22 protein-coding genes, 1 pseudogene and 1 other annotated feature are annotated in these 23,664 nt (G+C 62.4%); of the genes and pseudogenes, 21 read left to right on the forward strand and 2 right to left on the reverse strand.

Features of this window, described 5'->3' with window-relative positions:
- Nucleotides 1-2: 2 nt before the first annotated feature.
- Nucleotides 3-1,193, forward strand: a complete 1,191-nt coding sequence (locus AC1DP9_RS00400; RefSeq protein ID WP_092290649.1) for a heme biosynthesis protein HemY — start codon at nt 3-5, stop codon at nt 1,191-1,193.
- Between the two features lie 9 nt (nt 1,194-1,202).
- Here AC1DP9_RS00400 and AC1DP9_RS00405 read toward each other — a convergent pair whose 3' ends face one another.
- The gene (locus AC1DP9_RS00405) at nt 1,203-2,783 is read right to left on the reverse strand and encodes a cryptochrome/photolyase family protein (protein WP_477106312.1); all 1,581 of its coding nucleotides are present in this window, start codon (nt 2,781-2,783) and stop codon (nt 1,203-1,205) included.
- A gap of 63 nt (nt 2,784-2,846) precedes the next feature.
- Between AC1DP9_RS00405 and AC1DP9_RS00410 the strand changes: the two genes are divergently transcribed.
- The 9 genes and pseudogenes from AC1DP9_RS00410 to AC1DP9_RS00450 form a co-directional block, all read left to right on the forward strand.
- Nucleotides 2,847-3,554 (forward strand): pseudouridine synthase, encoded by a 708-nt coding sequence (locus AC1DP9_RS00410; protein WP_441590675.1) that lies wholly within the window; start codon nt 2,847-2,849, stop codon nt 3,552-3,554.
- Between the two features lie 92 nt (nt 3,555-3,646).
- Entirely contained in the window at nt 3,647-4,219 is a 573-nt protein-coding gene (locus AC1DP9_RS00415) for a YqgE/AlgH family protein (protein WP_092290645.1), read from the forward strand.
- Nucleotides 4,212-4,649, forward strand: a complete 438-nt coding sequence (gene ruvX / locus AC1DP9_RS00420) for a Holliday junction resolvase RuvX (RefSeq protein WP_092290643.1) — start codon at nt 4,212-4,214, stop codon at nt 4,647-4,649. The genes AC1DP9_RS00415 and ruvX overlap by 8 nt, the downstream gene beginning before the upstream one ends.
- A complete protein-coding gene (gene pyrR / locus AC1DP9_RS00425; protein ID WP_477106313.1) occupies nt 4,646-5,170 on the forward strand; it encodes a bifunctional pyr operon transcriptional regulator/uracil phosphoribosyltransferase PyrR in 525 nt (174 codons plus the stop codon). The genes ruvX and pyrR overlap by 4 nt, the downstream gene beginning before the upstream one ends.
- 61 nt (nt 5,171-5,231) lie before the next feature.
- Nucleotides 5,232-6,203 (forward strand): aspartate carbamoyltransferase catalytic subunit, encoded by a 972-nt coding sequence (locus AC1DP9_RS00430; RefSeq protein WP_092290639.1) that lies wholly within the window; start codon nt 5,232-5,234, stop codon nt 6,201-6,203.
- A 40-nt stretch (nt 6,204-6,243) separates the two neighbouring features.
- On the forward strand, nt 6,244-7,518 hold the full coding sequence (locus tag AC1DP9_RS00435; RefSeq protein ID WP_477106314.1) for a dihydroorotase: 1,275 nt from the start codon (nt 6,244-6,246) through the stop codon (nt 7,516-7,518).
- A gap of 45 nt (nt 7,519-7,563) precedes the next feature.
- Nucleotides 7,564-8,367 carry a lysophospholipid acyltransferase family protein gene (locus AC1DP9_RS00440; RefSeq protein WP_477106315.1) on the forward strand — a complete coding sequence of 268 codons (804 nt, stop codon included), beginning with the start codon at nt 7,564-7,566 and terminating at the stop codon, nt 8,365-8,367.
- 149 nt (nt 8,368-8,516) lie between these two features.
- Nucleotides 8,517-10,361 carry a hypothetical protein gene (locus AC1DP9_RS00445; RefSeq protein WP_477106316.1) on the forward strand — a complete coding sequence of 615 codons (1,845 nt, stop codon included), beginning with the start codon at nt 8,517-8,519 and terminating at the stop codon, nt 10,359-10,361.
- A gap of 32 nt (nt 10,362-10,393) precedes the next feature.
- Nucleotides 10,394-10,775 (forward strand): annotated as a pseudogene (locus AC1DP9_RS00450) (transposase); the annotation flags it as partial.
- Nucleotides 10,671-10,786 (forward strand) — a sequence feature (AL1L pseudoknot). It overlaps the preceding pseudogene by 105 nt.
- A 161-nt stretch (nt 10,787-10,947) precedes the next feature.
- On the opposite strand, the gene AC1DP9_RS00455 reads toward AC1DP9_RS00450, so the two are convergent.
- Complete coding sequence (locus AC1DP9_RS00455) at nt 10,948-11,796, reverse strand: symmetrical bis(5'-nucleosyl)-tetraphosphatase (protein WP_477106317.1); 849 nt, start codon at nt 11,794-11,796, stop codon at nt 10,948-10,950.
- Nucleotides 11,797-12,034: 238 nt separating this feature from the next.
- On the opposite strand from AC1DP9_RS00455, the gene rfbB reads away from it, so the two are divergent.
- The 11 genes from rfbB to AC1DP9_RS00510 all read left to right on the forward strand — a co-directional run bounded on the left by rfbB (nt 12,035) and on the right by AC1DP9_RS00510 (nt 23,658).
- Nucleotides 12,035-13,102, forward strand: a complete 1,068-nt coding sequence (gene rfbB / locus AC1DP9_RS00460) for a dTDP-glucose 4,6-dehydratase (protein WP_477106318.1) — start codon at nt 12,035-12,037, stop codon at nt 13,100-13,102.
- Nucleotides 13,092-14,048, forward strand: coding sequence for a dTDP-4-dehydrorhamnose reductase (gene rfbD, locus AC1DP9_RS00465; protein WP_477106319.1), 957 nt, complete (start codon nt 13,092-13,094; stop codon nt 14,046-14,048). Before rfbB ends, rfbD begins: the two co-directional genes overlap by 11 nt.
- 33 nt (nt 14,049-14,081) lie before the next feature.
- Nucleotides 14,082-14,633 carry a dTDP-4-dehydrorhamnose 3,5-epimerase gene (rfbC, locus tag AC1DP9_RS00470; RefSeq protein ID WP_477106320.1) on the forward strand — a complete coding sequence of 184 codons (552 nt, stop codon included), beginning with the start codon at nt 14,082-14,084 and terminating at the stop codon, nt 14,631-14,633.
- 65 nt (nt 14,634-14,698) lie between these two features.
- Complete coding sequence (locus AC1DP9_RS00475) at nt 14,699-16,621, forward strand: polysaccharide biosynthesis protein (protein WP_477106321.1); 1,923 nt, start codon at nt 14,699-14,701, stop codon at nt 16,619-16,621.
- A gap of 62 nt (nt 16,622-16,683) precedes the next feature.
- Entirely contained in the window at nt 16,684-17,703 is a 1,020-nt protein-coding gene (locus tag AC1DP9_RS00480; RefSeq protein WP_477106322.1) for a hypothetical protein, read from the forward strand.
- 26 nt (nt 17,704-17,729) lie between these two features.
- Nucleotides 17,730-19,034 (forward strand): nucleotide sugar dehydrogenase, encoded by a 1,305-nt coding sequence (locus AC1DP9_RS00485; protein WP_477106573.1) that lies wholly within the window; start codon nt 17,730-17,732, stop codon nt 19,032-19,034.
- Between the two features lie 8 nt (nt 19,035-19,042).
- Nucleotides 19,043-20,104 carry a Gfo/Idh/MocA family protein gene (locus AC1DP9_RS00490; RefSeq protein ID WP_477106323.1) on the forward strand — a complete coding sequence of 354 codons (1,062 nt, stop codon included), beginning with the start codon at nt 19,043-19,045 and terminating at the stop codon, nt 20,102-20,104.
- Between the two features lie 2 nt (nt 20,105-20,106).
- On the forward strand, nt 20,107-20,679 hold the full coding sequence (locus AC1DP9_RS00495) for an acyltransferase (RefSeq protein WP_477106324.1): 573 nt from the start codon (nt 20,107-20,109) through the stop codon (nt 20,677-20,679).
- 122 nt (nt 20,680-20,801) lie between these two features.
- On the forward strand, nt 20,802-21,173 hold the full coding sequence (locus AC1DP9_RS00500; protein WP_477106325.1) for a MarR family EPS-associated transcriptional regulator: 372 nt from the start codon (nt 20,802-20,804) through the stop codon (nt 21,171-21,173).
- Nucleotides 21,174-21,257: 84 nt separating this feature from the next.
- A complete protein-coding gene (locus tag AC1DP9_RS00505; RefSeq protein WP_477106574.1) occupies nt 21,258-22,349 on the forward strand; it encodes a DegT/DnrJ/EryC1/StrS family aminotransferase in 1,092 nt (363 codons plus the stop codon).
- Nucleotides 22,350-22,374: 25 nt separating this feature from the next.
- Nucleotides 22,375-23,658, forward strand: coding sequence for a lipopolysaccharide biosynthesis protein (locus AC1DP9_RS00510; RefSeq protein WP_477106326.1), 1,284 nt, complete (start codon nt 22,375-22,377; stop codon nt 23,656-23,658).
- Nucleotides 23,659-23,664: the final 6 nt, after the last annotated feature.

The following is a 23,664-nucleotide window of genomic DNA, read 5'->3' on the forward strand; positions in this document are numbered from 1 at the left end:
CCATGCGACTTCTGTTCTGGGTAGCGGTCCTGTTCGCCGGCGCCGTCGGGCTGGCGCTGTTCACGCAGTTCAACCACAGCAACGTGGTGCTGTTCTACCCGCCGTACCGGGTGGAAATGTCCCTGAATCTCACGCTGGCGCTGCTATTGCTGCTGTTCTTCGGGGTGTGGACGATCCTGACCACGTTCCGGCACCTCTCCGAGATGCCGCGCCGCGCTGCCGCCTACCGCGAACGCAGCCGCATGAGCAAGGCGCAGGCCGCGCTACGCGAGTCGATCGAAAACCTGTTTGCCGGACGTTTCGCCCGCGCCGAGCGCGCCGCGCGCGATGCCCAGGCGTGGCCGGAACAGGCGCAGACCGCCGCCCTCGTGGGCGCCCGGGCCGCGCACCGGATGCAGGAATCGGAACGCCGCGACGCCTGGATGGCGCAGGTCACGGACCCCGAGCGCGCTCAGGCGCGGCTGGTTTCCATGGCCGAATTGCTGGTCGATGCCCGTGACGCCGAGGGCGCGCTGGAAACCATCGCCCAGTTGCAGTCGCAGGGCGGGCGGCAGATCCACGTGCAACGGATTGCGCTGCGTGCGCACCAGCATCTGAAGAACTGGACCGAGGTATTGCGGCTGGCACGCTCGCTCGAGAAGCGCAACGCGCTGCACCCGGTGCTGGCGCTGCGGCTCAAGCAGCTGGCGGTGGAGGCGATGCTCGACGAGCGTCGCCATGACGCGGAAGGGCTGTACCACTTCTGGCGCTCGCTGTCGCCCGATGAGCGGCACGCGGTGCGCATCGCCGAGCCGGCGGCGCGCTACTTCTCGGCGCTGGGCCGCCAGAACGAGGCGCGGCGCATTGTCGAGGAAGCGCTCCGGGTCAACTGGGACAGCCGCCTCGTGCAGCGCTATGCCGAATGCGCCGAGCCGGGCAAGGCGCTGCCCCAGATCCAGCAGGCCGAGAAATGGCTGGCCGAACATCCGGCCGATGCGGATTTGTACTACACGCTGGGCGTGCTGTGCCTGGGCGAGCAGCTCTGGGGCAAGGCCCAGTCGAACTTCGAGCGCGCGCTGAAGTACGCCAACCCGGAGTCGCAAGTCCGGCTCCGCGTGCGCACGCATCTGGCGCTGGCCCGTCTGTTCGAGGAAACGGAGCGCCCCGAGGATGCCCAACGGCATTATCGGGAAAGTGCGATGCTGGCGGCCTGAGCCGATGGCTCAGCTTTCCTCTTCCGCCAGCTTCGCCCGGGCGGCTGCCTTCGCCTTCGGCGCCTTCACCACCGCGTAGCGCGCCAGCGTCTCCTGCCGGGCTACGTCGTGCTGCACGATCGGCCTCGGATAATTCTCACCCAGTCGCACCCCGGCCTCGGCCAGCACGGCCTCCGGCGCCGTCCACGGCGCGTGGAGGTATTTGTCTGGCAGCCGGGCCAGTTCCGGCAGGTACTTGCGGATGAACTGACCGTTCGGGTCGAACTTTTCCGATTGCGTGATTGGGTTGAAGATGCGGAAGTAGGGCTGCGCATCGCAGCCTGTGGACGCCGCCCATTGCCAGCCGCCGTTGTTGGCCGCGAAGTCGAAATCGTTGAGCTGATCGGCGAAATACTGCTCGCCGCGCCGCCAGTCCACGCCCAGATCCTTGACCAGGAAGCTCGCCGTCACCATCCGCAGCCGGTTGTGCATATAGCCGCTCTGGCGGATCTGGCGCATCGCCGCATCCACCAGCGGATAGCCGGTGGACGCCCCGCACCACGCCTGGAAATAGCGGTCGCCGGTTTGCGGGGACATCCAGCGCAGGCCGTCGTACTCGGGGTGGAACGACTTGCCTTCGGCCACGCGCGGGTGGTGATGCAGGATCATGAAGTAGAAGTCGCGCCAGATCAGTTCCGAGAGCCATACCGCCGCCCCGGCGCTGGCGGCGCCGCCGCGCAGCACGGTCTCGTGGGCGGCGCGGGCGAGGGTGCGGATCGAGATCGTGCCGAAGCGCAGGTGCACGGACAGGTAGCTCGGCCCGCGCAGTGCCGGGAAGTCGCGGCGGTGGCCGTAGTCGCCGATCCGGTCCAGGAATTCGTCGAACAGCGCGTGGGCGCCGTCCGAGCCGGTGGGCATGGCGATCTCGGGCAGGTTGCTCGGCGCGAAGCCCAGGTCGGCCAGCGTGGGCAGGTCCCGGCGATAGGGGGCCGGTACCGGCGCCAGTGCGTGGCGGTACTTATCCACAGGATAGGGGCGCAGGTCGAATGGCTGCACCGTGCGCAGCCACGCGTTCTTGTAGGGCGTGAACACGGCGAACGGGGCGCCCTGGCCGTTCAGGACCTCGTCGGCCTCGAAGATGACCTGGTCCTTGAAGGTGAACAGCACGCGGGAATCGGCGGCCAGCGCATCGCGCACGGCGGCATCGCGGGCGTTGGCGGCCGGTTCGTAGTCGTGGTTGGCGAAGACCGCCTCGGCCTCGAGGGCGGCTGCGAGTTGCGGGATCGCCTCGCGGGCCTTGGCATCGCGCACGATCAGGCCGCCGCCCCACTGGCTCAGGGCCGCGTGCAGCGGGGCCAGTGAGCGCAGGATGAAGTCGACGCGACGGTCGGCCTGGAGCCCCCGTTCCAGCAGGGGATCGAGGATCTCGCGGTCGAAGACGAACACGCACCATACCTGCCGGCAGTGCTTAAGGGCATAATGCAGCGCCGCGTGGTCGTCGGCGCGCAGGTCGCGCCGGAACCAGACCAGGCCGCGTTCGAACCGTTGTTCGATACGATACGGCGCGCGGCCGGCGGCATCCATCGATTGGGGCTGGGACGATCTTGGCATCGTCGTACCCTAACATATGGATACCCCGGCATCACATCCGCATTTCAGAGCATTCCCATGGCCATGACACTCGATCGAATTCTGCAATCCCAAGGCTTCGGCACGCGCCGTTATTGTGGCGACCTCGTGGCCGCCGGGCTCGTCGAGGTCAACGGCGAGCTATGCGAAGACCCCGGCGCACGCTTCGAGGTGGATGGCCTGCAACTGACCGTGGATGGCGAGGCGTGGCTGGCCTGCACCAAGGCCTACCTGATGCTCCACAAGCCCGCCGGCTATGAGTGTTCGCAGCGGCCGCGACACCACGAGAGCGTCTACAACCTGCTGCCGGTGCCGCTGCGTCAGCGCGAAGTACAGGCCGTGGGCCGGCTCGACCACGACACCACGGGCCTGCTGTTGCTGACGGACGACGGCCAGTTCATCCACGCCCAGACCTCGCCCAAGCGCAAGGTGCCGAAGTTCTACGAGGTAACCACGGCCGAGCCCGTGACCGAGGCGCAGGCCGAGGCACTGCGCACCGGCGTGAAACTCGACGACGAACCGGCCCCGATCGCCGCCGAAGGCTGCGAGATCACCGGCGAACACAGCCTGCGGCTGACGCTGATCCAGGGCAAGTATCACCAGGTGAAACGCATGGTGGCAGCCGCCGGCAACCATGTGAGCGGGCTGCATCGGAGTGCCATCGGCCGCCTGCAGCTCGATCCGGCGCTGGCGCCGGGCGAATGGCGCTGGCTCACGGCGGACGACCTGGCCGCGCTGAAGCCGGCCGACTGACGGGCCGCATCGACGAACCCTCCGGTGACGGATGCTGCGCAGGCCGGCAGAAAGTTTCGGGCCGACCGGCAGCGATTTGATAAAATGCAGCCATGGCGACGCCCGAAGCTCCAATCAATCTCACGAATCAGTTCCTGATTGCCATGCCCGGCATGGCCGACCCGACTTTTTCGGGTTCCGTGGTCTACCTTTGCGAGCACAACGAACGCGGCGCGCTCGGCCTGGTCATCAACCGGCCGATCGACATCGACATGGCCACGCTGTTCGACAAGATCGATCTCAAGCTCGAAATCCAGCCTGTGGCCCATCAGCCTGTCTACTTCGGCGGCCCGGTGCAGACCGAGCGCGGCTTCGTGCTGCACGATCCGGTCGGTGTCTATGTGTCGTCGCTGGCGGTGCCGGGCGGGCTCGAGATGACCACCTCCAAGGACGTGCTCGAAGCCGTGGCCAACGGGAGCGGGCCGCACCGGTTCCTGCTCACGCTGGGCTATGCCGGCTGGGGCGCCGGGCAGTTGGAGGAAGAATTGAGCCGCAATGGCTGGCTGACCGTCCAGGCCGATCCCGAGATCATTTTCAGCGTGCCGCCCGAAGAGCGGTTCGCCGCCGCAGTGCGCCTGCTGGGCATAGATTTCACGATGCTCTCGGGCGAGGCGGGGCATGCCTGATCAGGCGGGGCGCGCGACGCCCCCGGACGGCACCGTCCTCGCCTTCGACTATGGCGAGAAAAAAATCGGCGTGGCGCTCGGTAATTTCATCACCCGGCAGGCCCGCGCGCTGACCATTCTTCCCAATGTGACCGTGGAAGGCCGCTTCGAGGCCGTGAGCGCGCTGGTGCGCGACTGGACGCCGGTGCAGTTCGTGGTGGGCATGCCGGTCAACCCCGAAGCCGGCCCCGACGATGCCGAACAAGCCTCCATGCGACTTGCGCGCCGCTTTGGCAACCAGTTGAACGGCCGCTTCGACCTGCCAGTGGCCTTCGTGGACGAGCGCTACAGCTCCCGCGCCGCCGCCATGGCTGGGGCGAAGCGCGGCGCGCTGGACGCCGAGGCCGCCCGCATCATCCTGCAACAGTATTTCGACGAGCTTCCGCTATGACCCAGACCTCCACTCCCGACGCCGAGGCGCTCTACCACGCGCTGCGCGACCAGGCCCAGGCGCTGATGCCGGCGGCCGAGCGCGCCAACTGGTCCGTGGCCGGCATCTACTCCGGCGGCGCCTGGATTGCCGAGCGCCTGGCAGCGGACCTGAAGCTCGACAGCCACGGCGTAATCAACGTGGCCTTCCACCGCGACGACTACGCCAAGAAGGGCCTGCACAGCCAGGCCGAGCCGACCACGCTGCCGTTCGACGTGCAGGACCGCAACATCCTGCTGATTGACGACGTGCTGGCCACCGGCCGCACGATTCGCGCCGCCGTGAACGAATTGTTCGACTACGGCCGCCCGGGGCGTGTGGCGCTGGTGGTGCTGRCCGACCGCGGCGGGCGCAACCTGCCGATTGCCGCCGACTTTGCCGCGGCCACCATCGAACTGCCCCAAGACAAGACCCTGGTGCTGTCCCGCCAGGGCGAGGGTGCCGCCACGCGCTTCGCCTTCGCCACCGAAGCCCGTGCCTGACCGGCCCCGACCCGCACCTCCGCAAGCCACCCAGACCGACCCTGCCCGCGCCCGACCTGCCATGACCAAGATGTTCCGCAACCCGCAGCTGACCAAGAATGGCGAGCTGAAGCACCTGTTGTCGATCGAGGGGCTGTCGCGTGACATGATCACGCACATCCTCGACACCGCCAGCCAGTTCGTCTCGCTCTCCGACTCGGACCGCGACGTGAAGAAGGTGCCGCTGCTGCGCGGCAAGAGCGTGTTCAACCTGTTCTTCGAGAACTCCACGCGGACGCGCACCACGTTCGAGATTGCCGCCAAGCGGCTCTCCGCCGACGTGCTGAACCTGAACATCAACGCGTCTTCCACCAGCAAGGGCGAATCGCTTCTGGACACGATCAACAACCTCTCGGCGATGTCCGCCGACATGTTCGTCGTGCGCCACGCCAGCTCGGGCGCGCCGTACCTGATCGCCGAGCACGTGGCGCCGCACGTCCACGTGATCAACGCCGGCGACGGCCGCCACGCACACCCGACGCAGGGTTTGCTGGATATGTACACGATTCGTCACTTCAAGAAGGATTTCACCAACCTGACGGTGGCGATCATCGGCGACATCCTGCATTCGCGGGTGGCGCGCTCGGACATCCACGCGCTGACCACGCTCGGCGTGCCGGAAGTGCGCGCGATCGGGCCGCGCACGTTGCTGCCGTCCGGGCTGGAGCAGATGGGCGTTCGCGTCTTCCACAATATGGAAGAGGGCCTGAAGGGCGTGGACGTGGTGATCATGCTGCGCCTGCAGAACGAGCGGATGAGCGGCGCGCTGCTGCCGTCCGCGCAGGAATACTTCAAGGCGTACGGGCTGACGCCGGAGCGGCTGGCGCTGGCCAAGCCCGATGCCATCGTCATGCACCCGGGGCCGATGAACCGCGGCGTGGAGATCGACTCCGCCGTGGCCGATGGCTCGCAATCGGTGATCCTGAACCAGGTGACGTTCGGCATCGCCGTGCGCATGGCGGTGATGGGCATCGTCGCCGGCAACAATGATTGAGTCAGGCTCCCCCGAACAACCGAACGCCAAGCGACAGAACATGAAGATTCACATCCAGGGTGGCCGCCTGATCGACCCGGCCGCGAACCTCGACGCCGAGCAAGACCTGTTTATCGCCGCCGGCAAGGTCGTCGGCGTGGGCCGCGCACCGGCCGATTTCAACGCCAACAAGACCATCGACGCCCGCGGGCTGATCGTCTGCCCGGGGCTGGTGGACCTCTCCGCGCGGCTGCGCGAGCCCGGCTACGAGTACAAGGCGACGCTGGAATCCGAAGTGGCCGCCGCCACCGCCGGCGGCGTGACCAGCCTGGTCTGCCCGCCCGACACCGACCCGGTGCTGGACGAGCCTGGCTTGGTGGAAATGCTGAAGTTCCGCGCCCGCACGCTCAACCAGACCCACGTCTACCCGCTGGGCGCGCTGACGCTGGGCCTCAAGGGCGAGATCCTGACCGAGATGGGCCAGCTGACCGAGGCCGGCTGCGTCGGCTTCAGCCAGGCCGAGATGCCGATCCGCAACACCCAGGTGCTGCTGCGCGCGATGCAGTACGCGCAGACCTTCGGCTACACGGTGTGGCTGCGTCCCGAGGACCCGTTCCTCGGCGGCGGGGTGGCGGCGAGTGGCGCGGTGGCGTCGCGGCTGGGCCTCTCGGGCGTGTCGGTGATCGCCGAGACCGTGCGCCTGCATACGATCTTCGAACTGATGCGCACCACGGGCGCGCGCGTCCACCTGTGCCGGTTGTCGTCGGCAGCCGGCCTGGAACTGGTGCGGCAGGCGCGCAAGGAAGGGCTGAGGGTGTCGTGCGACGTGAACATGCATCATGTGGCGCTGACGGACGTGGACATCGGCTTCTTCAATAGCCAGATGCGCTTCTCGCCGCCGCTGCGCAGTGCGCGGGACCGGGACGCCATCATCGCCGCGCTGGCCGATGGCACCATCGACGCGCTGTGCTCGGATCACACCCCGGTGGACGACGACGAGAAGCTGCTGCCATTCGACGAGGCCTCACCCGGCGCCACCGGCCTGGAACTGCTGCTGCCGCTGACGCTGCGCTGGGCCAACGAGCACAAGGTGCCGCTGGTGAAGGCGCTGGCGCGCATCACCAGTGAGCCGGCCCGCGTGATCGGCCTTGGTGCCGGCACGCTGGCCACCGGCAGCGCGGCAGACGTCTGCGTGTTCGACCCGAAACACGTGTGGAAGGTGGAGCGTAGCGCGCTGAAGAGCCAGGGCAAGAATTCGCCATGGCTCGGCTACGAGATGGAAGGGCGCGTGCGCATGACCCTGGTCGGCGGCCAGATCGTGCACGAAGCGCGCTGATCAGCACGGATCTTAGTCGATCAATATCATCCGAGAGCCCTTACGATGATCTGGTTACGCAAGACGCGCCTCATCCTGCTGATGCTGCGCGGCATGCTGATCTGCGCCACGGTGTTCCCGTGGGCGAGTGTGGCGATGCGCGAGCGGCTGATCCGCAACTGGTCGCGCAAGCTGCTGAAACTGTGCGGCGTGGAGGTGGAGGTGCAGGGCCTGGCGCCCGGCCAGGCCGCCCCGCGCGGCGCGATGATGGTGGCGAACCACATCTCCTGGCTCGACATCTATGTGATCCATAGCTGGCATCCGGCGCGATTCGTGGCGAAGTCCGAGATCCGTAGCTGGCCACTCGTCGGCTGGCTATGCGAGAAGACCGGTACGATCTTCATCGAGCGTGGACGTAAACGCGACGCGCACCGGGTGCTCCATCACATCACCGAGGTGATGCGCGACGGTGACCTAGTGTGCGTGTTCCCGGAGGGGACGACGACGGACGGGACGGAAGTGCTGCCGTTCCACGCGAATTTGATGCAGGCGCCGGTCTCGGGCGGGTTGCCGGTGCAGCCTGTGGGGTTGCGGTATCTGGACGCGGCCACCGGCGAACCCACGGCAGCGCCGGCGTATATCGGCGATCTGTCCCTGCTGGACTCGCTCGACATGATATTGCGGTCGCCGCCGATCAAGGCGCGGCTGATGCTGGGACCGCAGTTACTGGCACAGTCGGCCGGGCGACGGGAGTTGGCGGTGGCGGCGCGGGAGGTGGTTGTTCAATTGTGCCAAGGGACGAATGAGGCGGCGCTGGAGGTCGTGGAGCGGCGGAATCAAGCGGTGACCGGCGAGGTCGTCGCCCAGTGAATCCTGATTGAGTGCGGGGCGATGTTGGGTTCCCAAAAGGGCTTCGACTGAGCGGTGAATCGGTTCGGATAAAATACGCCACTCTCATGTTGGATCCTCCCGATCTGTCGACTGACATTGTTTGGTCGAAAATATGATCTAATCGACGCATGGAAAATCTGGCCGCCGCGAACGCAGCAATACATAAAAACTATTCAACAGAATGGTCGCTAGCGGCTGTTTCCCTTGCTGGTACGTGCGGCATGCTGGTCTGGCTTTTTTGGTTCAGCCGCTATGGATTTGATTTCACGGACGAAGGTTTTTATCTGAATTGGCTATCGCAGCCATTCAACTATTCAGCCTCCAGTACCCAGTTCGGTTTCGTCTACCATCCACTTTACAACGCGCTTGCCGGAAACGTTGCCGCGCTTCGACAGGCGAACATCGTGTTAACTGCGGGGCTCGGCACGGCAGCGGCTTTTGCGCTGTTCTCCCGTGTTTTTGACACGTTCTCTCCAGGCCTGATGCAGAAGCTCGCAATTTCGGCGGCACTGGGAACCTCAGCGTTGTTGTCGTTGGTGTTTGCGGGCATGTGGTTGCCTACGCCGAGTTACAACACTCTTGCGCTTCAAGGACTTCTTGTGACGGTCGCGGGTCTGTTTGCGATCGATGCGAAGCAACGCACACCGAGCATAGTGGCTTGGGTTGCAATCGGCGTGGGTGGTTGGCTCGTATTCATGGCAAAGCCCACTTCGGCGGCCGCGCTGGCGCTAGCCGTCGCGATCTATCTGGTGCTGACTGCCACATTGCGTCTGGTGCCGATAATTATCACCGTAGTCACTGCCTTGGGGCTGGTCGCACTGTCAGCCGTTGTCATCGACGGATCGATTGGCGGATTTGTTGCGCGCCTGACGGCAGGTGCTCGCATTGCGACGATGCTGGACGGCAACTACGCGTTCAAGCTGATGTTCAGGCTGGAGGGACTCACACTCGATGCGCCTATCAAGGTTGTACTGTTCGCGATCGTCGCAGTCGTGACGTGTGTGATTTTCGTGGCGTCCATTGGCCTTCGTCGCCATCCCTCACTGGGGGTAATTCTAGCCAGCATTTTTGTCTTCGGGGGATTCGCGGCGATTGCACTAATGCTGCCGCTTGGGGCGGTGCCTGGGCCGTACCGCGGCCTGCTTCTGTGTGTTGTTCCGCTAGGCGGTGTCATGGCAGCGCTGCTGTTATGCCGGCTTGACCGATTGCAACACTTCCGCTGGAAGCATTGTCTCCTGGTCACCGCGCTGCTATTCCTTCCTTACGCTTATGCTTTCGGCACGGGCAACAACTACTGGATTCCGATTGCCGCCGGCGGGGTTTTTTTCGTTTATGCGGGCGCAATCGTGCTAGGCATGATTGTGGCAACTGGGGCGCGCATGCGCTCTCTCCTGTTTTTTGGGATTTCGGTTCAGATCGTTTCCGTACTACTAGTCAACGAAGGGTTGTCTACGCCGTATCGTCAGCCCACGCCTCTGGACCAGAACGACACGGTCGCCGAAGTCGGCATGGCCGGTTCCACATTGGTATTGGCCGGGTCTCACGCCAACTATCTTGCAACGGCATCGCGCATCGCCGCGCAGCATGGCTTCACGCGTGGGATGCCAATGATTGACCTTAGCGGTCACTCACCGGGCTTGGTTTATGCAATGGGAGGTAACGCGGTGGGGATGGCATGGACCTTGGGCGGATATCCGGGCAGTATTCCGTTCGCGACAGAAAATTTGCGGCGTGTGCCTTGCTCGCAACTAGCCGCTGCCTGGATCTTGACGGAACCAGATAATCAGCTTCGGGTACCTTCTACCGTGCTCTCCAGTTTCGGTGCCGATCCGGACAATGATCTTGAGACTGTTGGAACTGTCATGACCCCGGACGGGAAAATCCAGCATCTGCAGAAGCCCAAGCGCAATCGGGACGCAGCCGTTGCAGCGTGCGAGTTTGAACGAAGGAGGAGTGAACCGCCCCGGGTCTAGTGGAGGCTCCAATTCTCGAGAGAATGGAGCCCATGAGCAACCAAACTAAATTTTCCTCCGAGGTCCAAGAGCGGGCCGTACGTTTGGTTCGAGAGCAGCGCAGCGAGCACCTGTCGCTGTGGGCGGTGGTCGAATCCATCGCACCGATGATCGGTTGCACGAGCCAGACGCTGCGGGGTGGGTAAAACAAGAGCAAGTCGAGAGCGGCGAGCGCGATGGCGTGACCTCGTCGGAACGTAATCGCCTCAAGGCGCTGGAGCGCGAGGTAAAGCAGTTGCGCCGTGCCAACGAGATGCTGAAGCTGGCGAGGGCGTTTTTTGCCCTGGCCGAGCTCGACCGCCGTCTGAAGTCCTGAAGGCCTTTGTTGACCAGCACCGCGATGTATTCGGGGTCGAGCCTATCTGCAGGGTCTTGCTATCACGCTGGAATGGGTCGCCTAGTTCAATCGCCACCGGCTGATGGAACTCCTTGGCTATATCCCGCCCGCCGAAGGTGAGGCAAACTACTATCGGCGGCTTCAAATCCCTGCCGCTGAACCGCTATTAGCTTCAACCAACCAGCCTCCACGATTTCCGGGGCGGTTCACTCACGCCAGCGGATCGCGATAGATTGGGCATTCGACCTGGATCAAAGTGCGCTCGGTTGGATCGGCGGCGAGCCGTGCAGCGGTCAATTGGCCGCCCCAGACGCAGCCTGTGTCGAGGGCCATCAAATTGGGGCGCATGACAAGCCCGAGCGTGGACCAGTGGCCACAGACGACCGTAACGTTTGCGGTAAGACGGCTGGGTACGTCAAACCACGGCATGAGGTCCGCCGAGGCGCTGCCGGGACCCTCCTTGGTTTTCAGATCCATGACACCTTCCGCCGAACAGAAGCGGAGGCGGGTGAGCGCATTGACGATGACGCGATGGCGATCGATGCCGCGCAGGCCGTCGTGCCAGCGGTCGGCCGCATTGCCAAAGACATCGGCGAGGAAACCTTGCCAGTTTGGACCCTGGAGTTGTTCCTCCACTTCCCCCGCGAGGTCGGATACCTGGTCGGCGGACCACTGTGGCAAGACTCCCGCATGCACGATGAGAAAGTCGTCTTCACGAATGGCGAGTGGCTGATGCCGTAGCCATGTGAGTAAATCATCACATTGAAGTGATTGCAGGATATCGTCCAAGGTGTCTGACTTGGACGGCTTACGCACACCAGCGGCTACCGCCAGCAGATGAATGTCGTGATTGCCAAGAACGGTTCGGGCGCTGCCCGCTAAGTCCTTGACCAAACGAAGCGTGTTGAGCGAAGCGGGGCCCCGGTTGACCAGATCTCCGACAAAACGTAACTGAACGTCAGCAGGCAGTTTTGACCGCAACAGGTTCAGTGCGGGCAGGCAGCCCTGGATATCGCCAATGGCATAGGGCGCCAGCGACGCAACGGGTATCTCAGTCATGATTGGCGGCATTCAACGAAGGCAAGTGATCGGGCACACTTCCCCCAGAAAGTGGGGTGCGGGATACAGGAAATCGTTACAACAGGCTACAAAAAGATTGAGGCTGGAGACGAGAGTCACCTGTGCGTCGGATAGAATACGGCGTCTTGATGACACATTGGGTAAATCGTCATTTGCCTCCTTTTGGCGTCGAACGGCGGTAAATCATCACACACATGAGAAGAGACAAGGGGGTCTGGTGTCATCGTGCATCTTGGTTACCGGTGGGGCCGGTTTTATCGGCTCGAATTTCGTACTTGATTGGCTTCGCGGCAATCAGACGGAGGGCATTGTCAACGTCGATAAGCTGACGTATGCCGGCAATCGCAAGACACTGGCACAACTCGACGGCAATGCCCGGCACGTCTTCGTTCAGGCGGACATTTGTGATCGTGCGTCGATGGATGAACTGCTCGTCAGGCACCGTCCGCGCGCTGTTGTGCATTTTGCGGCGGAAAGCCATGTGGACCGTTCAATTCACGGGCCCGGCGAATTCATCCAGACCAATATCGTCGGTACGTTCACGCTGCTTGAAGCAGTGCGTGCTTATTGGAGCTCGCTCGAGGATCAGGCCAAATCTGTTTTCCGCTTTTTGCATATCTCGACCGACGAGGTTTTCGGTTCATTGAATGCAGACGATGCGCCATTTTCCGAAACCACGGCCTACGCACCCAACAGCCCGTACTCCGCCTCCAAGGCGGCGTCGGATCATCTGGTGCGTGCCTATCATCATACGTATGGCCTACCGATACTGACCACGAATTGCTCGAACAATTATGGTCCCTATCATTTTCCGGAAAAGCTGATTCCGTTGATGATCGCCAACGCGCTGGGGAACAAGCCGCTACCGGTCTATGGCGACGGCCAGAATGTTCGCGATTGGCTGTATGTGAGTGATCACTGTGCTGCCATTCGGGAGGTATTGGCGCGAGGCCGTGTTGGCGAGACGTACAACGTGGGCGGCTGGAACGAGAAGACAAACCTTGAGGTTGTCCATACGCTGTGCGATCTGATGGACGAGGCCGTTCCGCGTGCACAGGGATCGTATCGGGAGCTGATTTCCTTCGTGAAGGATCGGCCCGGCCATGACCGCCGCTATGCGATCGACGCCCGGAAGATCGAGCGCGAACTCGGCTGGAAGCCCGCCGAAACGTTTGAATCGGGTCTTCGCAAGACGGTGCGCTGGTATCTCGACAATCAGGACTGGGTGGCCGATGTCATGTCCGGCGACTACAGGACGTGGGTGGCTACGCAATATGCAGCGTAGTTGGGGCGTGACGCCCACTTTGCTTGTCACTGGAGGTAACGGCCAAGTGGGCTTCGAACTGGCCCGCAGCCTGGCATCCGCCGGCTCGTTGGTAGTGCTCGATCGAGCCGTGTGCGACCTGGGCAATGTCAATGACGTTCGTCGGATCCTCCGCGAATACCAGCCCGACGTGGTCGTCAATGCCGCCGCATATACAGCGGTCGATGCGGCCGAGCACGATTCGGCCCAGGCGTTCCTGGTCAATGCGACGGCGGTGGGCGTGCTGGCCGAGGAGACACGCGCGCTTGGCGGTTTGTTCGTGCACTACTCCACGGACCACGTGTTCGATAGTGCCCTGGCGCGGCCTTACGTCGAGTCGGATCCCGTGCATCCCAGGTCAGTGTACGGCAAAAGCAAAGCGGCCGGCGAAGCGCTGGTCTGTGCGGCGGGAGGCGCCTGGCTGGTGTTGCGTACGAGCTGGGTGGCTGGCGCACACGGCGGGAATTTCGTGAAAGCGATGCTCCGCCAGGCCAGTACTCAGAGTTCCATGCACGTGGTGGCGGACCAGCATGGCGCGCCGACCACAGCTGCGCAGGTTGCCGATGCGACGGCGCGGATCGTGACGCAGCACTGGCTGCGTGGCGACCGGCAGGCATTCCCGAGCGGGATCTACCATCTCGCAGCCGCGGGCGAAACCACGTGGCATGCCTATGCCGTGCGCGTGCTCGAATTCGCCCGCGCACGAGGCATGGCATTGCGGGTTGCCCCGGAGGAAGTCCGGGCGATTTCCAGCGAGGAGTTCGGCGGCGCGGCGCCACGTCCGGCGAATGCCCGGCTGGACACCACACGGCTGCGCGAGACGTTCGGCATTGCCCTGCCAGAATGGACGGTTGGTATCGAAGCGCTGGTCGCGGAACTGGTTTCCCAGTCGCCGTCGGTGCGGCAAGAGAAGGTCCATGTCGGTTGAGTTCGTCACACATGGCGCGCGCGGAGGTACACCATGAGGCTGCAGGTTTCTGTTACCGACATGCCTGGTGTTATGGCCCTCACGCCTGCCGTGGCGATTGATTCGCGGGGCGAGTTTTTCGAGAGCTTCAACGTTGAGGATTTTGCGGCGGTCACGGGAGTTCGCACCACGTTCGTGCAGGACAATCAGGTCTTGTCGGACAAGGGTGTCCTGCGTGGGCTCCACTATCAGTTGACACGACCGCAAGGCAAGCTAGTACGTGTGGTATCCGGGTCGATCTACGACGTCGTTGTCGATTTGCGGCGCAGTTCGCCGAACTGTGGCCGGTGGGCGGGCATGACGCTCGACGCGGAAAGCCGTCAGCAACTGTGGATACCGCCCGGATTCGCGCATGGCTATCTGGCACTGTCGGCGCGGACCAACGTCATCTATAAAACAACGGAATACTGGTATCCCAAAGACGAGAAAACCATTGCATGGAATGATCCCGATCTCGATATCGCTTGGCCGATCACCGAACGTGCCATCCTGTCGGAGCGCGATCGTATGGCCGGATCGTTTCGTGATGCAGAACTCTATTCGTAGAAGGCAAGCCTGCACCGGTCGGCGCCGGACTTGATCATTGGAATACCGTACTAGGCCCCCACAATATGCTGCTGAAGAAGATATTTGAGATGTCTCGTCAGAAGAAGATCCTGCTGATGATGCTTCTTGACTTCATCCTGTTGCCGTTATCGCTGTGGTCGGCGGTGGGCCTCCGGACCGATCACTGGTCGTTGCAGACCCAGTATCCAATCGGCATYTATTTCGTTGCCTCGTTGGTTGCGATCCCTGTGTTCATCAAGATGGGGCTGTACCGGTCCGTGGTGCGCTACATGGAAGACCGGGCCATGCTCACGATTATTGCGGCGGTCACCATCTCCATTGTGATCTTCGGCTCGCTGATTTTCTTCTTCGGTCTTTCGTACGTACCGCGCGGAGCGCTGGCGATTTATTGGCTGCTTGCCATCGTGTACATCGTATGCAGCCGCTTTTTTGCGCGCGCGGCGTTCCGTATGCTGCCGCAATTCGCCCGGCACGGGAAAAAGGTGGCGATCTACGGCGCTGGGGAGGCGGGACGGCAACTCGCCATGGCGCTGCGCGCCGGGCCCGAATGTGCGCCGGTGGCGTTCATCGACGATGATCGTACCAAGCGCGGCCTGAACATCGGTGGCCTCAAAGTCTATGGACCAGACGATCTGCCGACGTTGATTCGTCGCATGGCCATCGAGCAGGTACTTCTGGCGATCCCATCGGCGTCGCGGGGACGCCGCTTGGAGATTGTCAATGCGCTGGAGCCTCTGGCTGTGCAGGTGCGCGCCGTGCCGGGAATGGCCGAACTGATTTCCGGCGAGGCGCATCTGTATGACGTGCGCGAAGTGGAGATCGACGAGTTATTGGGCCGCGAGGTGGTGGCGCCGAATACTGAATTGCTGATGAAGGATATCGCCGGCAAGAACGTCATGGTGACAGGCGCCGGGGGATCGATCGGATCCGAACTGTGCCGCCAGATCATCAAGTGCCGGCCGGCGCGGCTTATCTTGTACGAGCAATCCGAATTCGCGCTCTATTCGATCGAATACGAACTGCTGGAGACGATTGGGGTCAAGGGACTGGGTGTCGAATTGATACCTGTGTTGGGCTCGGTGCAGAACGGTGAGCGAGCGTACGGCATTATGTCGCGCTACGCGGTGCAAACGATATACCATGCCGCTGCCTACAAGCATGTGCCGATCGTCGAATTCAACATGACCGAGGGTGTGCTGAACAATACGCTCGGCACAAGGGTGACGGCGGATGCCGCGATCCGTGCGAATGTGGAGACGTTCGTGCTGATTTCCACGGACAAGGCCGTGCGTCCCACCAACGTCATGGGAGCGAGCAAGCGCATGGCAGAATTGTGCCTGCAGGCGTTCGCGCAGGATCCCAGCGTGCGCACGCGCTTCAGCATTGTGCGTTTCGGCAACGTGCTGGGCTCGAGCGGGTCCGTCGTGCCGCTATTCAAAAAACAGATTGTCCAGGGCGGTCCGGTGACGGTGACGCACCCGGATATAATCCGGTACTTCATGACCATTCCCGAGGCGGCTCAACTGGTGATCCAGGCCGGCACGATGGGAGGAAGCGGCGAGGTCTTCGTGCTCGACATGGGACAGCCGGTCAAGATAGTCGATCTAGCGCGCCGCATGATTCACTTGAGCGGATTTCAGGTGCGGGACGAGGCGAATCCCGACGGAGATATCGCGATTGAATTCAGCGGACTCAGGCCAGGAGAAAAATTATATGAGGAGCTGTTGATTGGCGATACGGTTGTGGGTACCAACCACCCCCGCATCATGAAGGCCAAGGAGTCATTCCTGTCGCGTGCGGAGCTTGATGAGAAGCTGAACACACTGGTCAATGCCTGTGTCGCCAACGATTGCAAGGTCATGCAAGACGTCCTGCTCGAATGTGTCTCGGGCTTTCGCCCCGACTTCGAGATCAAGGATCACCTCTACCTGACCGCACAGCCGGCGCATTTGCGTCTGCTGTGCTGATATTTCCACGAACGCTGCGTGCGCCTGCCTGGTCGCGGTCACGACGGCTTACCGGACAAGACATGACGAGAGAAGAATTCGAGGATGCCCTTGGTGAGTTTTGGATGTTGCTGCGCCCGCGCCTGGCGCTCATGGGTATTTTCGCGATGGTCGTTGGCGTAGTGGTCTATCTGGCATCGCTTGCCGCGCCGGATCGTTTCACGGCAGTTGCAACCTTCGCGGCACCCAAGCATGTCGACATGCTGACCTGGGTTACCCAGGGCGACGAGATGCGGGAGGCCATGAATCGCAAGTTTTCCCTGCAATCGCGTTATGAGACCCCGACAATGCAGTTGTTGAAGCAGCGCTGGGAATCAGTCGTAAAGGTGCGCAAGTCGCGAGAAGGTTTGCTGACCGTGGCCGTGACCGATGGCGATCCGAAATTTGCAGCCAGTCTGGCCAACGATATCGCGATGGAAGCGCAGAGCGCAATCTTGCGGCGCAAGCTCTCCGACATGGCACGCCTCCTGGCGGATCGGAAGTTTCTCCTCGATCAGGCGCGTGAGCAGGAGCAGCGGTGGCAAAAAGCTTTGTCGCAGCCCGCCGCGGCCGGGCTGGTCGATACGCTGCCAGCTCTTGATCGCTACGCGCTGGAGGGGGTGGCGCGGAATCAGGCTGAAACGGCCGCGTTGTCGCAACGTACCACGCTCGACGAGGCCGGCCGGGCCGGCTTTTCATTGCTGAATCAAGAGGTTGTGCGTCTTCAGTCGCAACTGGCAACGCTAGCGCGCGATCAGCATGCCACGTCCAAGGCCATGTCCTCGGAAATGCTGCAGGCCGTCGATGCGCTGCAGCGCCACGTCTATTGGCAGGCGTTGGTGGAGATCGTCGGCCGTGACGTGGTGCGCCTTCACGATCAGGCGCTGATGGACATTCCCTTCGAGCAGGCGATAGTCCCTGATGCGAGGTCGGGTCCACCGCGACTCGGTCTGGCATTGCTGTCATTGATCGGCGCGTGGCTGTTTGCGGCGGCCATGCTGCTCGGTACCGCGTACATGCGCAAGCGATATTTGGTACACCGCCGCGGCAGGATGCATACATGAATGAGTTGGTTAACGTGAAACCTGGTATGAAACAAGCGCTTCTGAAAAAGCTGGCCGCCAAGGATGCGGTTATCGGTATCGTCGGGTTGGGCTATGTCGGCCTTCCATTGATGCTGCGTTACAACGAATTCGGTCTACGCGTTCTGGGCTTCGATATCGATCAGGGCAAGGTCGATGCGCTCATGCGCGGCGAATCGTACATTGAGCATATTCCACCGAGTGCAATCGTTGAAGCACGCGCCTCAGGTTTCGAGGCCACTACGGATTTTTCGCGGGCGGGAGAGGCGGATGCGCTGATCATCTGCGTGCCGACGCCGCTGAACAAGTACCGGGAGCCGGATCTGAGCTTCGTGCTGGACACGATGGATTCCCTGGTCCCCTATCTGCGCAAGGGGCAGGTGGTATCGCTGGAGAGCACAACTTATCCGGGCACGACCGACGAGGAACTGCAGCCTCGCGTGGAGTCCGGCGGTTTGCGGGTTGGCGAAGATATCTTCCTGATCTATTCGCCCGAACGGGAAGACCCGGGTAATCCGGATTTCACAACGCGCACGATTCCAAAAGTCTGCGGCGGCATCACTGAACACTGCCAGGAAGTCGGCATGGCGCTGTACGGTGGCGTGATCGATCGGGTGGTGCCAGTGTCCAGCACGCGTGCGGCCGAGATGACCAAGCTGCTGGAGAACATTCACCGCGCGGTGAATATCGGTCTGGTCAACGAGATGAAGATCGTTGCTGACAAGATGGGTATCGATATCCACGAAGTCATTCGCGCCGCTGCGACCAAGCCGTTCGGCTTTGTGGCATATCATCCCGGTCCGGGCCTGGGTGGCCACTGCATTCCGATCGATCCCTTCTACCTGACCTGGAAGGCGCGCGAGTACGGCCTCCACACGCGCTTCATCGAACTGGCCGGCGAGGTCAACAGCGCCATGCCTGACTGGGTCGTTGGCAAGGTGGCGCACGCGCTTAACGAGCGCAAACGTTCGATCAACGGCAGCAAGGTGCTGGTGCTGGGCATCGCCTACAAGAAGAACGTGGACGACATGCGTGAATCGCCAGCGGTGCATATCATGGAGCGCCTGCGCGCGCTCGGTGCAGAAGTTGCCTATTCCGACCCGCATGTGCCGCAGTTCCCCAAAATGCGTGAGCATCATTTCGACTTGTCCAGCGTGCCGCTGACGGCGGAATCGTTGGCAAGTTTCGACTGTATCGTGCTGGCCACGGACCACGATCGTTTCGACTACGTGGCGATTCAGGCGCATGCACAACTAGTGGTCGACAGCCGCGGCAAGTATTTGTCGGCGCTTTCCAACGTCGTTCGCGCATGAGATCCGTCATGAATTCCACGAAATCGCCGGTCAGCGGCCGGAAAGTACGTTTTGCCCTGGTTGGTTGCGGTCGTATCGCCGCGAACCATTTTGGCGCGCTCGAGCAACATGCCGATCGTGCAGAGGTAGTGGACATCGTCGACACGGATCCGGCCGCGCTTGCGGCGGCCGTGGCACGCACCGGCGCGCGGCCGCACACATCACTCGACGCCATGTTGGCCGCGACCAATGCGGATGTGGTGGTGCTCACGACCCCTAGCGGTCTGCACCCGGTGCAGACCGAGGGCGTGGCACGCGCGGGCTTGCACGTGGTCACCGAGAAGCCGATGGCGACGCGTTGGGCCGATGGTGTGCGCATGGTGGATGCGTGTGACCGCGCCGGCGTCCGTCTATTCGTGGTCAAGCAGAATCGGCGCAACGCCACGCTTCAGTTGCTGAAGTCGGCAATGGAGGCGCGCCGCTTCGGGCGTGTCTATCAGGTGCATCTCAACGTGTTCTGGACGCGCCCACAGAGCTACTACGATCAGGCGAAGTGGCGTGGCACTTGGGAGTTGGACGGTGGCGCGCTCATGAACCAGGCCAGTCACTATGTTGATCTGCTCGACTGGCTGATCGGCCCGGTGGAGAGCGTTCATGCGTACACGGCCACGCTTGCGCGTGACATCGAGGTGGAAGATTCAGCGGTACTGAACTTGCGCTGGCGTTCCGGCGCGCTTGGTTCGATGGCGGTGTCGATGCTGACATACCCGAAGAACCTCGAAGGCTCCATCACGATCCTAGGCGAGAAGGGGACCGTCCGGGTCGGCGGCGTCGCGGTCAACGAAATCCAGTTGTGGGATTTCGCCGAGCCACATGGCATGGATGCCAAGATCCAGGACGCCAGCTATCAGACGACTTCAGTGTATGGCCTAGGTCATCCCGCCTACTATGACAATGTGATTCGCGTGCTGTGCGGTGAGGCGGAGCCAGAGACCGATGGCCGCGAGGGCCTGCGTTCGCTCGAGTTGCTGATCGCGGCCTATCGTTCGTCGCGTGAGGGTCGCCGCGTCAACCTCCCGCTGGAACTCTGATCATGACCAGCTACCAGGCACACCCCACTGCGATCGTCGACGATGGCGCGCAGGTCGGCGACGGCACGCGCATTTGGCATTGGGTGCATGTCAGCGCAGGCGCCATCATCGGTGAACGCTGCTCGTTCGGGCAGAACGTATATATCGGAAACGATGTCACCATCGGCAGCAACGTCAAGGTGCAGAACAACGTATCGATCTACGACGCGGTGACGCTCGAGGACGATGTGTTCTGCGGCCCAAGCATGGTCTTCACCAACGTCAACAATCCTCGCAGCCATGTGTCGAGGAAGAACGAGTACCGTCGCACGGTGGTGCGGCGCGGTGCTTCCATCGGTGCCAACGCCACTATCGTATGCGGCCACGAGGTGGGCGAGTATGCATTTGTCGGAGCCGGCGCGGTGGTGACGCGCGACGTGCCGGCGTATGCGCTGATGGTTGGTACGCCAGCACGGCGGCTGGCCTGGATGTGCCAGTGCGGCGAGCGTCTTGCCGAAACCAAGGGCCCTCAGGCCTGTGCGGACTGTGGCGCCCAGTATGAAATCAGCGCTGAGGCGTGCCGTCGCGTGGCATGAGCCGCGATTTGCTTCGCTGGGTGCGAACGGCGTGTTATAGTGCGTTCATTCGTTGAACAGACTCGCCCCGACGGCGCCGGCACGTTGTGCCAGCGCGTGCTGGCTCGCATGCCGGCTTGATCATGCAAGAAGAAGAAACCGATTTTCGAGTGCTGCGGCTGCTGGCAGACAATCCACGTATGAATCAGCGCGAGATGGCTGGGATTCTTGGGGTCAGCCTGGGAAAGACCAACTACTGTCTCAAGGCGCTGTTGGGGCGCGGACTGATCAAGATGCAGAATTTCAGGAATGCCGAGAACAAGCTTGCCTATGCATACCTGCTGACACCCATCGGCATCGCGCGCAAGGCCGATCTCACTGCGCGCTTCCTCAAGCGGAAGATGGACGAGTACGAGCGACTGCGCGCCGAAATCGAAGCCTTGCAGCGCGAAGTCGAACGCCTCGGAGACATGAACCGACAGCGCGCGCTGGAACACGGGCCGGCATCACGCTGAATCTCCGCCGCAGTCCGCCGCACGAAGGCGGCTAACCTTTCCTGTCACCCTAATTGACCGTCCTGAACGATGCCTGAATCCTCGATTCCTTTCATTGACCTGAAGACGCAATATCAGGCCTTGCGCCACCACATTCAGGCGCGCATCGATCGTGTGCTCGAACATGGTCAGTACATCATGGGGCCCGAGGTACGCGAACTCGAGGAGCGGCTCGAGGCCTATACCGGTGCCGCGCATTGCGTCACTGTCTCAAGCGGAACGGAGGCACTGCTGATTAGCCTGATGGCGCTTGGTATAGGTGCCGGCGACGAGATCATCACCACGCCTTTCACGTTTGTCGCGACGGCTGAGGTCATCGTGCTGCTTGGTGCGGTGCCGGTGTTTGTCGATGTGGAGCCAGACACCGGCAATATTGATGCTACGCGCATCGAGGCCGCGATCACGCCGCGCACACGCGCCATCATGCCAGTCAGCTTGTATGGACAGCCGGCTGACATGGACGAGATCAATGCAGTGGCCGCGCGCCATGGCAACATCCCCGTTATCGAGGACGCCGCGCAGAGCTTTGGGGCCGAATACAAGGGCCGTAAGAGCTGCAACCTGTCCACGATCGGATGCACCAGCTTCTTCCCCAGCAAGCCGCTCGGATGCTACGGCGATGGCGGTGCGATTTTCACAAGCGATGCAGCGCTGGCGCAAGCCATGCGCGAGATTCGCGTACATGGACAAAGTAAGCGCTACGTGCATACGCGCATTGGCGTCGGCGGCCGGATGGACACGCTGCAATGCGCAATTGTGCTGGCCAAACTTGAGCGCTTCGAATGGGAAGTCGCGCAGCGCCTTGAGATCGGCGCGCGGTACAACGCGCTGGTCGATGCGGCCAACGTGGCGCGTGTGCGCCTGCGTGACGACCGCACTAGTGTCTATGCGCAATACACGGTAGTGGTGGAAGACCGCGAGGACGCACAAGCGCGCTTGAAGGCCGCGGGCGTTCCGACAGCCGTGCATTATCCCGTGCCGCTCAACGATCAGCCTGCATACCGCGATTTGTGCAAGGGCGGACCCACACCGGTGTCGTCCAGCTTGGCGCGGCGCGTCATGAGCCTGCCCATGAGCGCCGATCTGGCTGATGAACAACTGCGGCGCATCGTCGAGGCGCTGGCCCAGCGGGCCTGACGCATCCAGCCGATCCGATAGACTCATGCGACGTTTTGTGCCGCAGAACCGCTTTCTGCGATCGGTGTTCGCCCTGGTGGCGGGAACGGCTGCCGGCCAACTGGTACTCGTAGCGGCAACGCCATTACTGACGCGGCTGTACCACCCGGCGGACTTTGGCTTGTTCGCGGTATTCACTGCCGCGATGTCGGTCGTCCTGGTGGTTTCGAGCCTCCGCTACGAGTTCGCCATACCATTGCCGCAAGGTGATGGCGCGGCGCGCATGCTTCTGATTCTTGTGCTGGCCATCAATGTCGCCACCTCGTTGTTCTCTCTCGCTGTCGTTGCGGTATTCCGGCACGACATCGCGCGATTGAGCGGGACGCCTGCGCTGGCCGACTATCTGTGGATGCTGCCACTGGTGATCCTATGCACCGGCACATACAAGGCACTTAATTATTGGGCGGTGCGACATAACGCGTACCTGGCCATCGCGAGAACCAGGCTGGTACAGGGCTGCGCCAACGTGGCGACGCAACTGCTGGTGGGATTTGCCGGCGCCGGGGCCATCGGCCTGATTCTTGGGCAACTGGTCGGGCTGACCGTTGGTACGGCCCGCCTGGCACGTGGCCTCCGGCTCACCGTAGCGGCCAAGCGGGCCTTTGGTGCGCCCTTGCGGCTGCGTGCTCTGTCGCGGCGCTATCACCGATTCCCCAAGTATGACGCGCCGGCAGCGCTGGTCGACATCGTCGGCACGCAGATGCCCAACATGTTGCTGGCCGCGCTATTCAGCCCGGTGGTGGCAGGCTTCTATATGCTTGCGGAGAGGGTGTTGATGATGCCCATGGCGCTGCTGGGGCAGGCAGTGGGACAGGTGCTGCTCGGCGCGAGCCAAGACAGCGCGCGCAGCGCCTCTCTGGACCGGTTCGCGCTCAAGGTGGTGTGCGCGCTGATTGCGGTTGTGGCATTGCCCACTCTTGTGGTCTTCTGGTTCGGCGGCGATCTGTTCGCCATCGTCTTTGGACAGAGCTGGCGTGAGGCCGGTGTTTACGCCAGCTGGATGATGGTCGGGCTCGCGGCGCAGTTCTTGTATTCGCCGGTGTCGATCCTGCTGATGGCCACGGAAGGCCAGCAGCTCAACCTGTGCATCAATCTGTTCCTGCTGTGCGCTAAGGCCGCAGTCATCTGGTACGGATATCACGTCAATAGTTCGCTCGTGGCAATCATCGGTTTCTCCATGGTAAGCCTTGCCGGCTACACGGGCGGTATTCTGGTCATCCTGTTGCATACACGCCGGCATGCGGTCCGGCTTCGCTCTGCATCGTACTGATTCGTC

The organism is Cupriavidus sp. 01L43, from assembly GCF_056399925.1.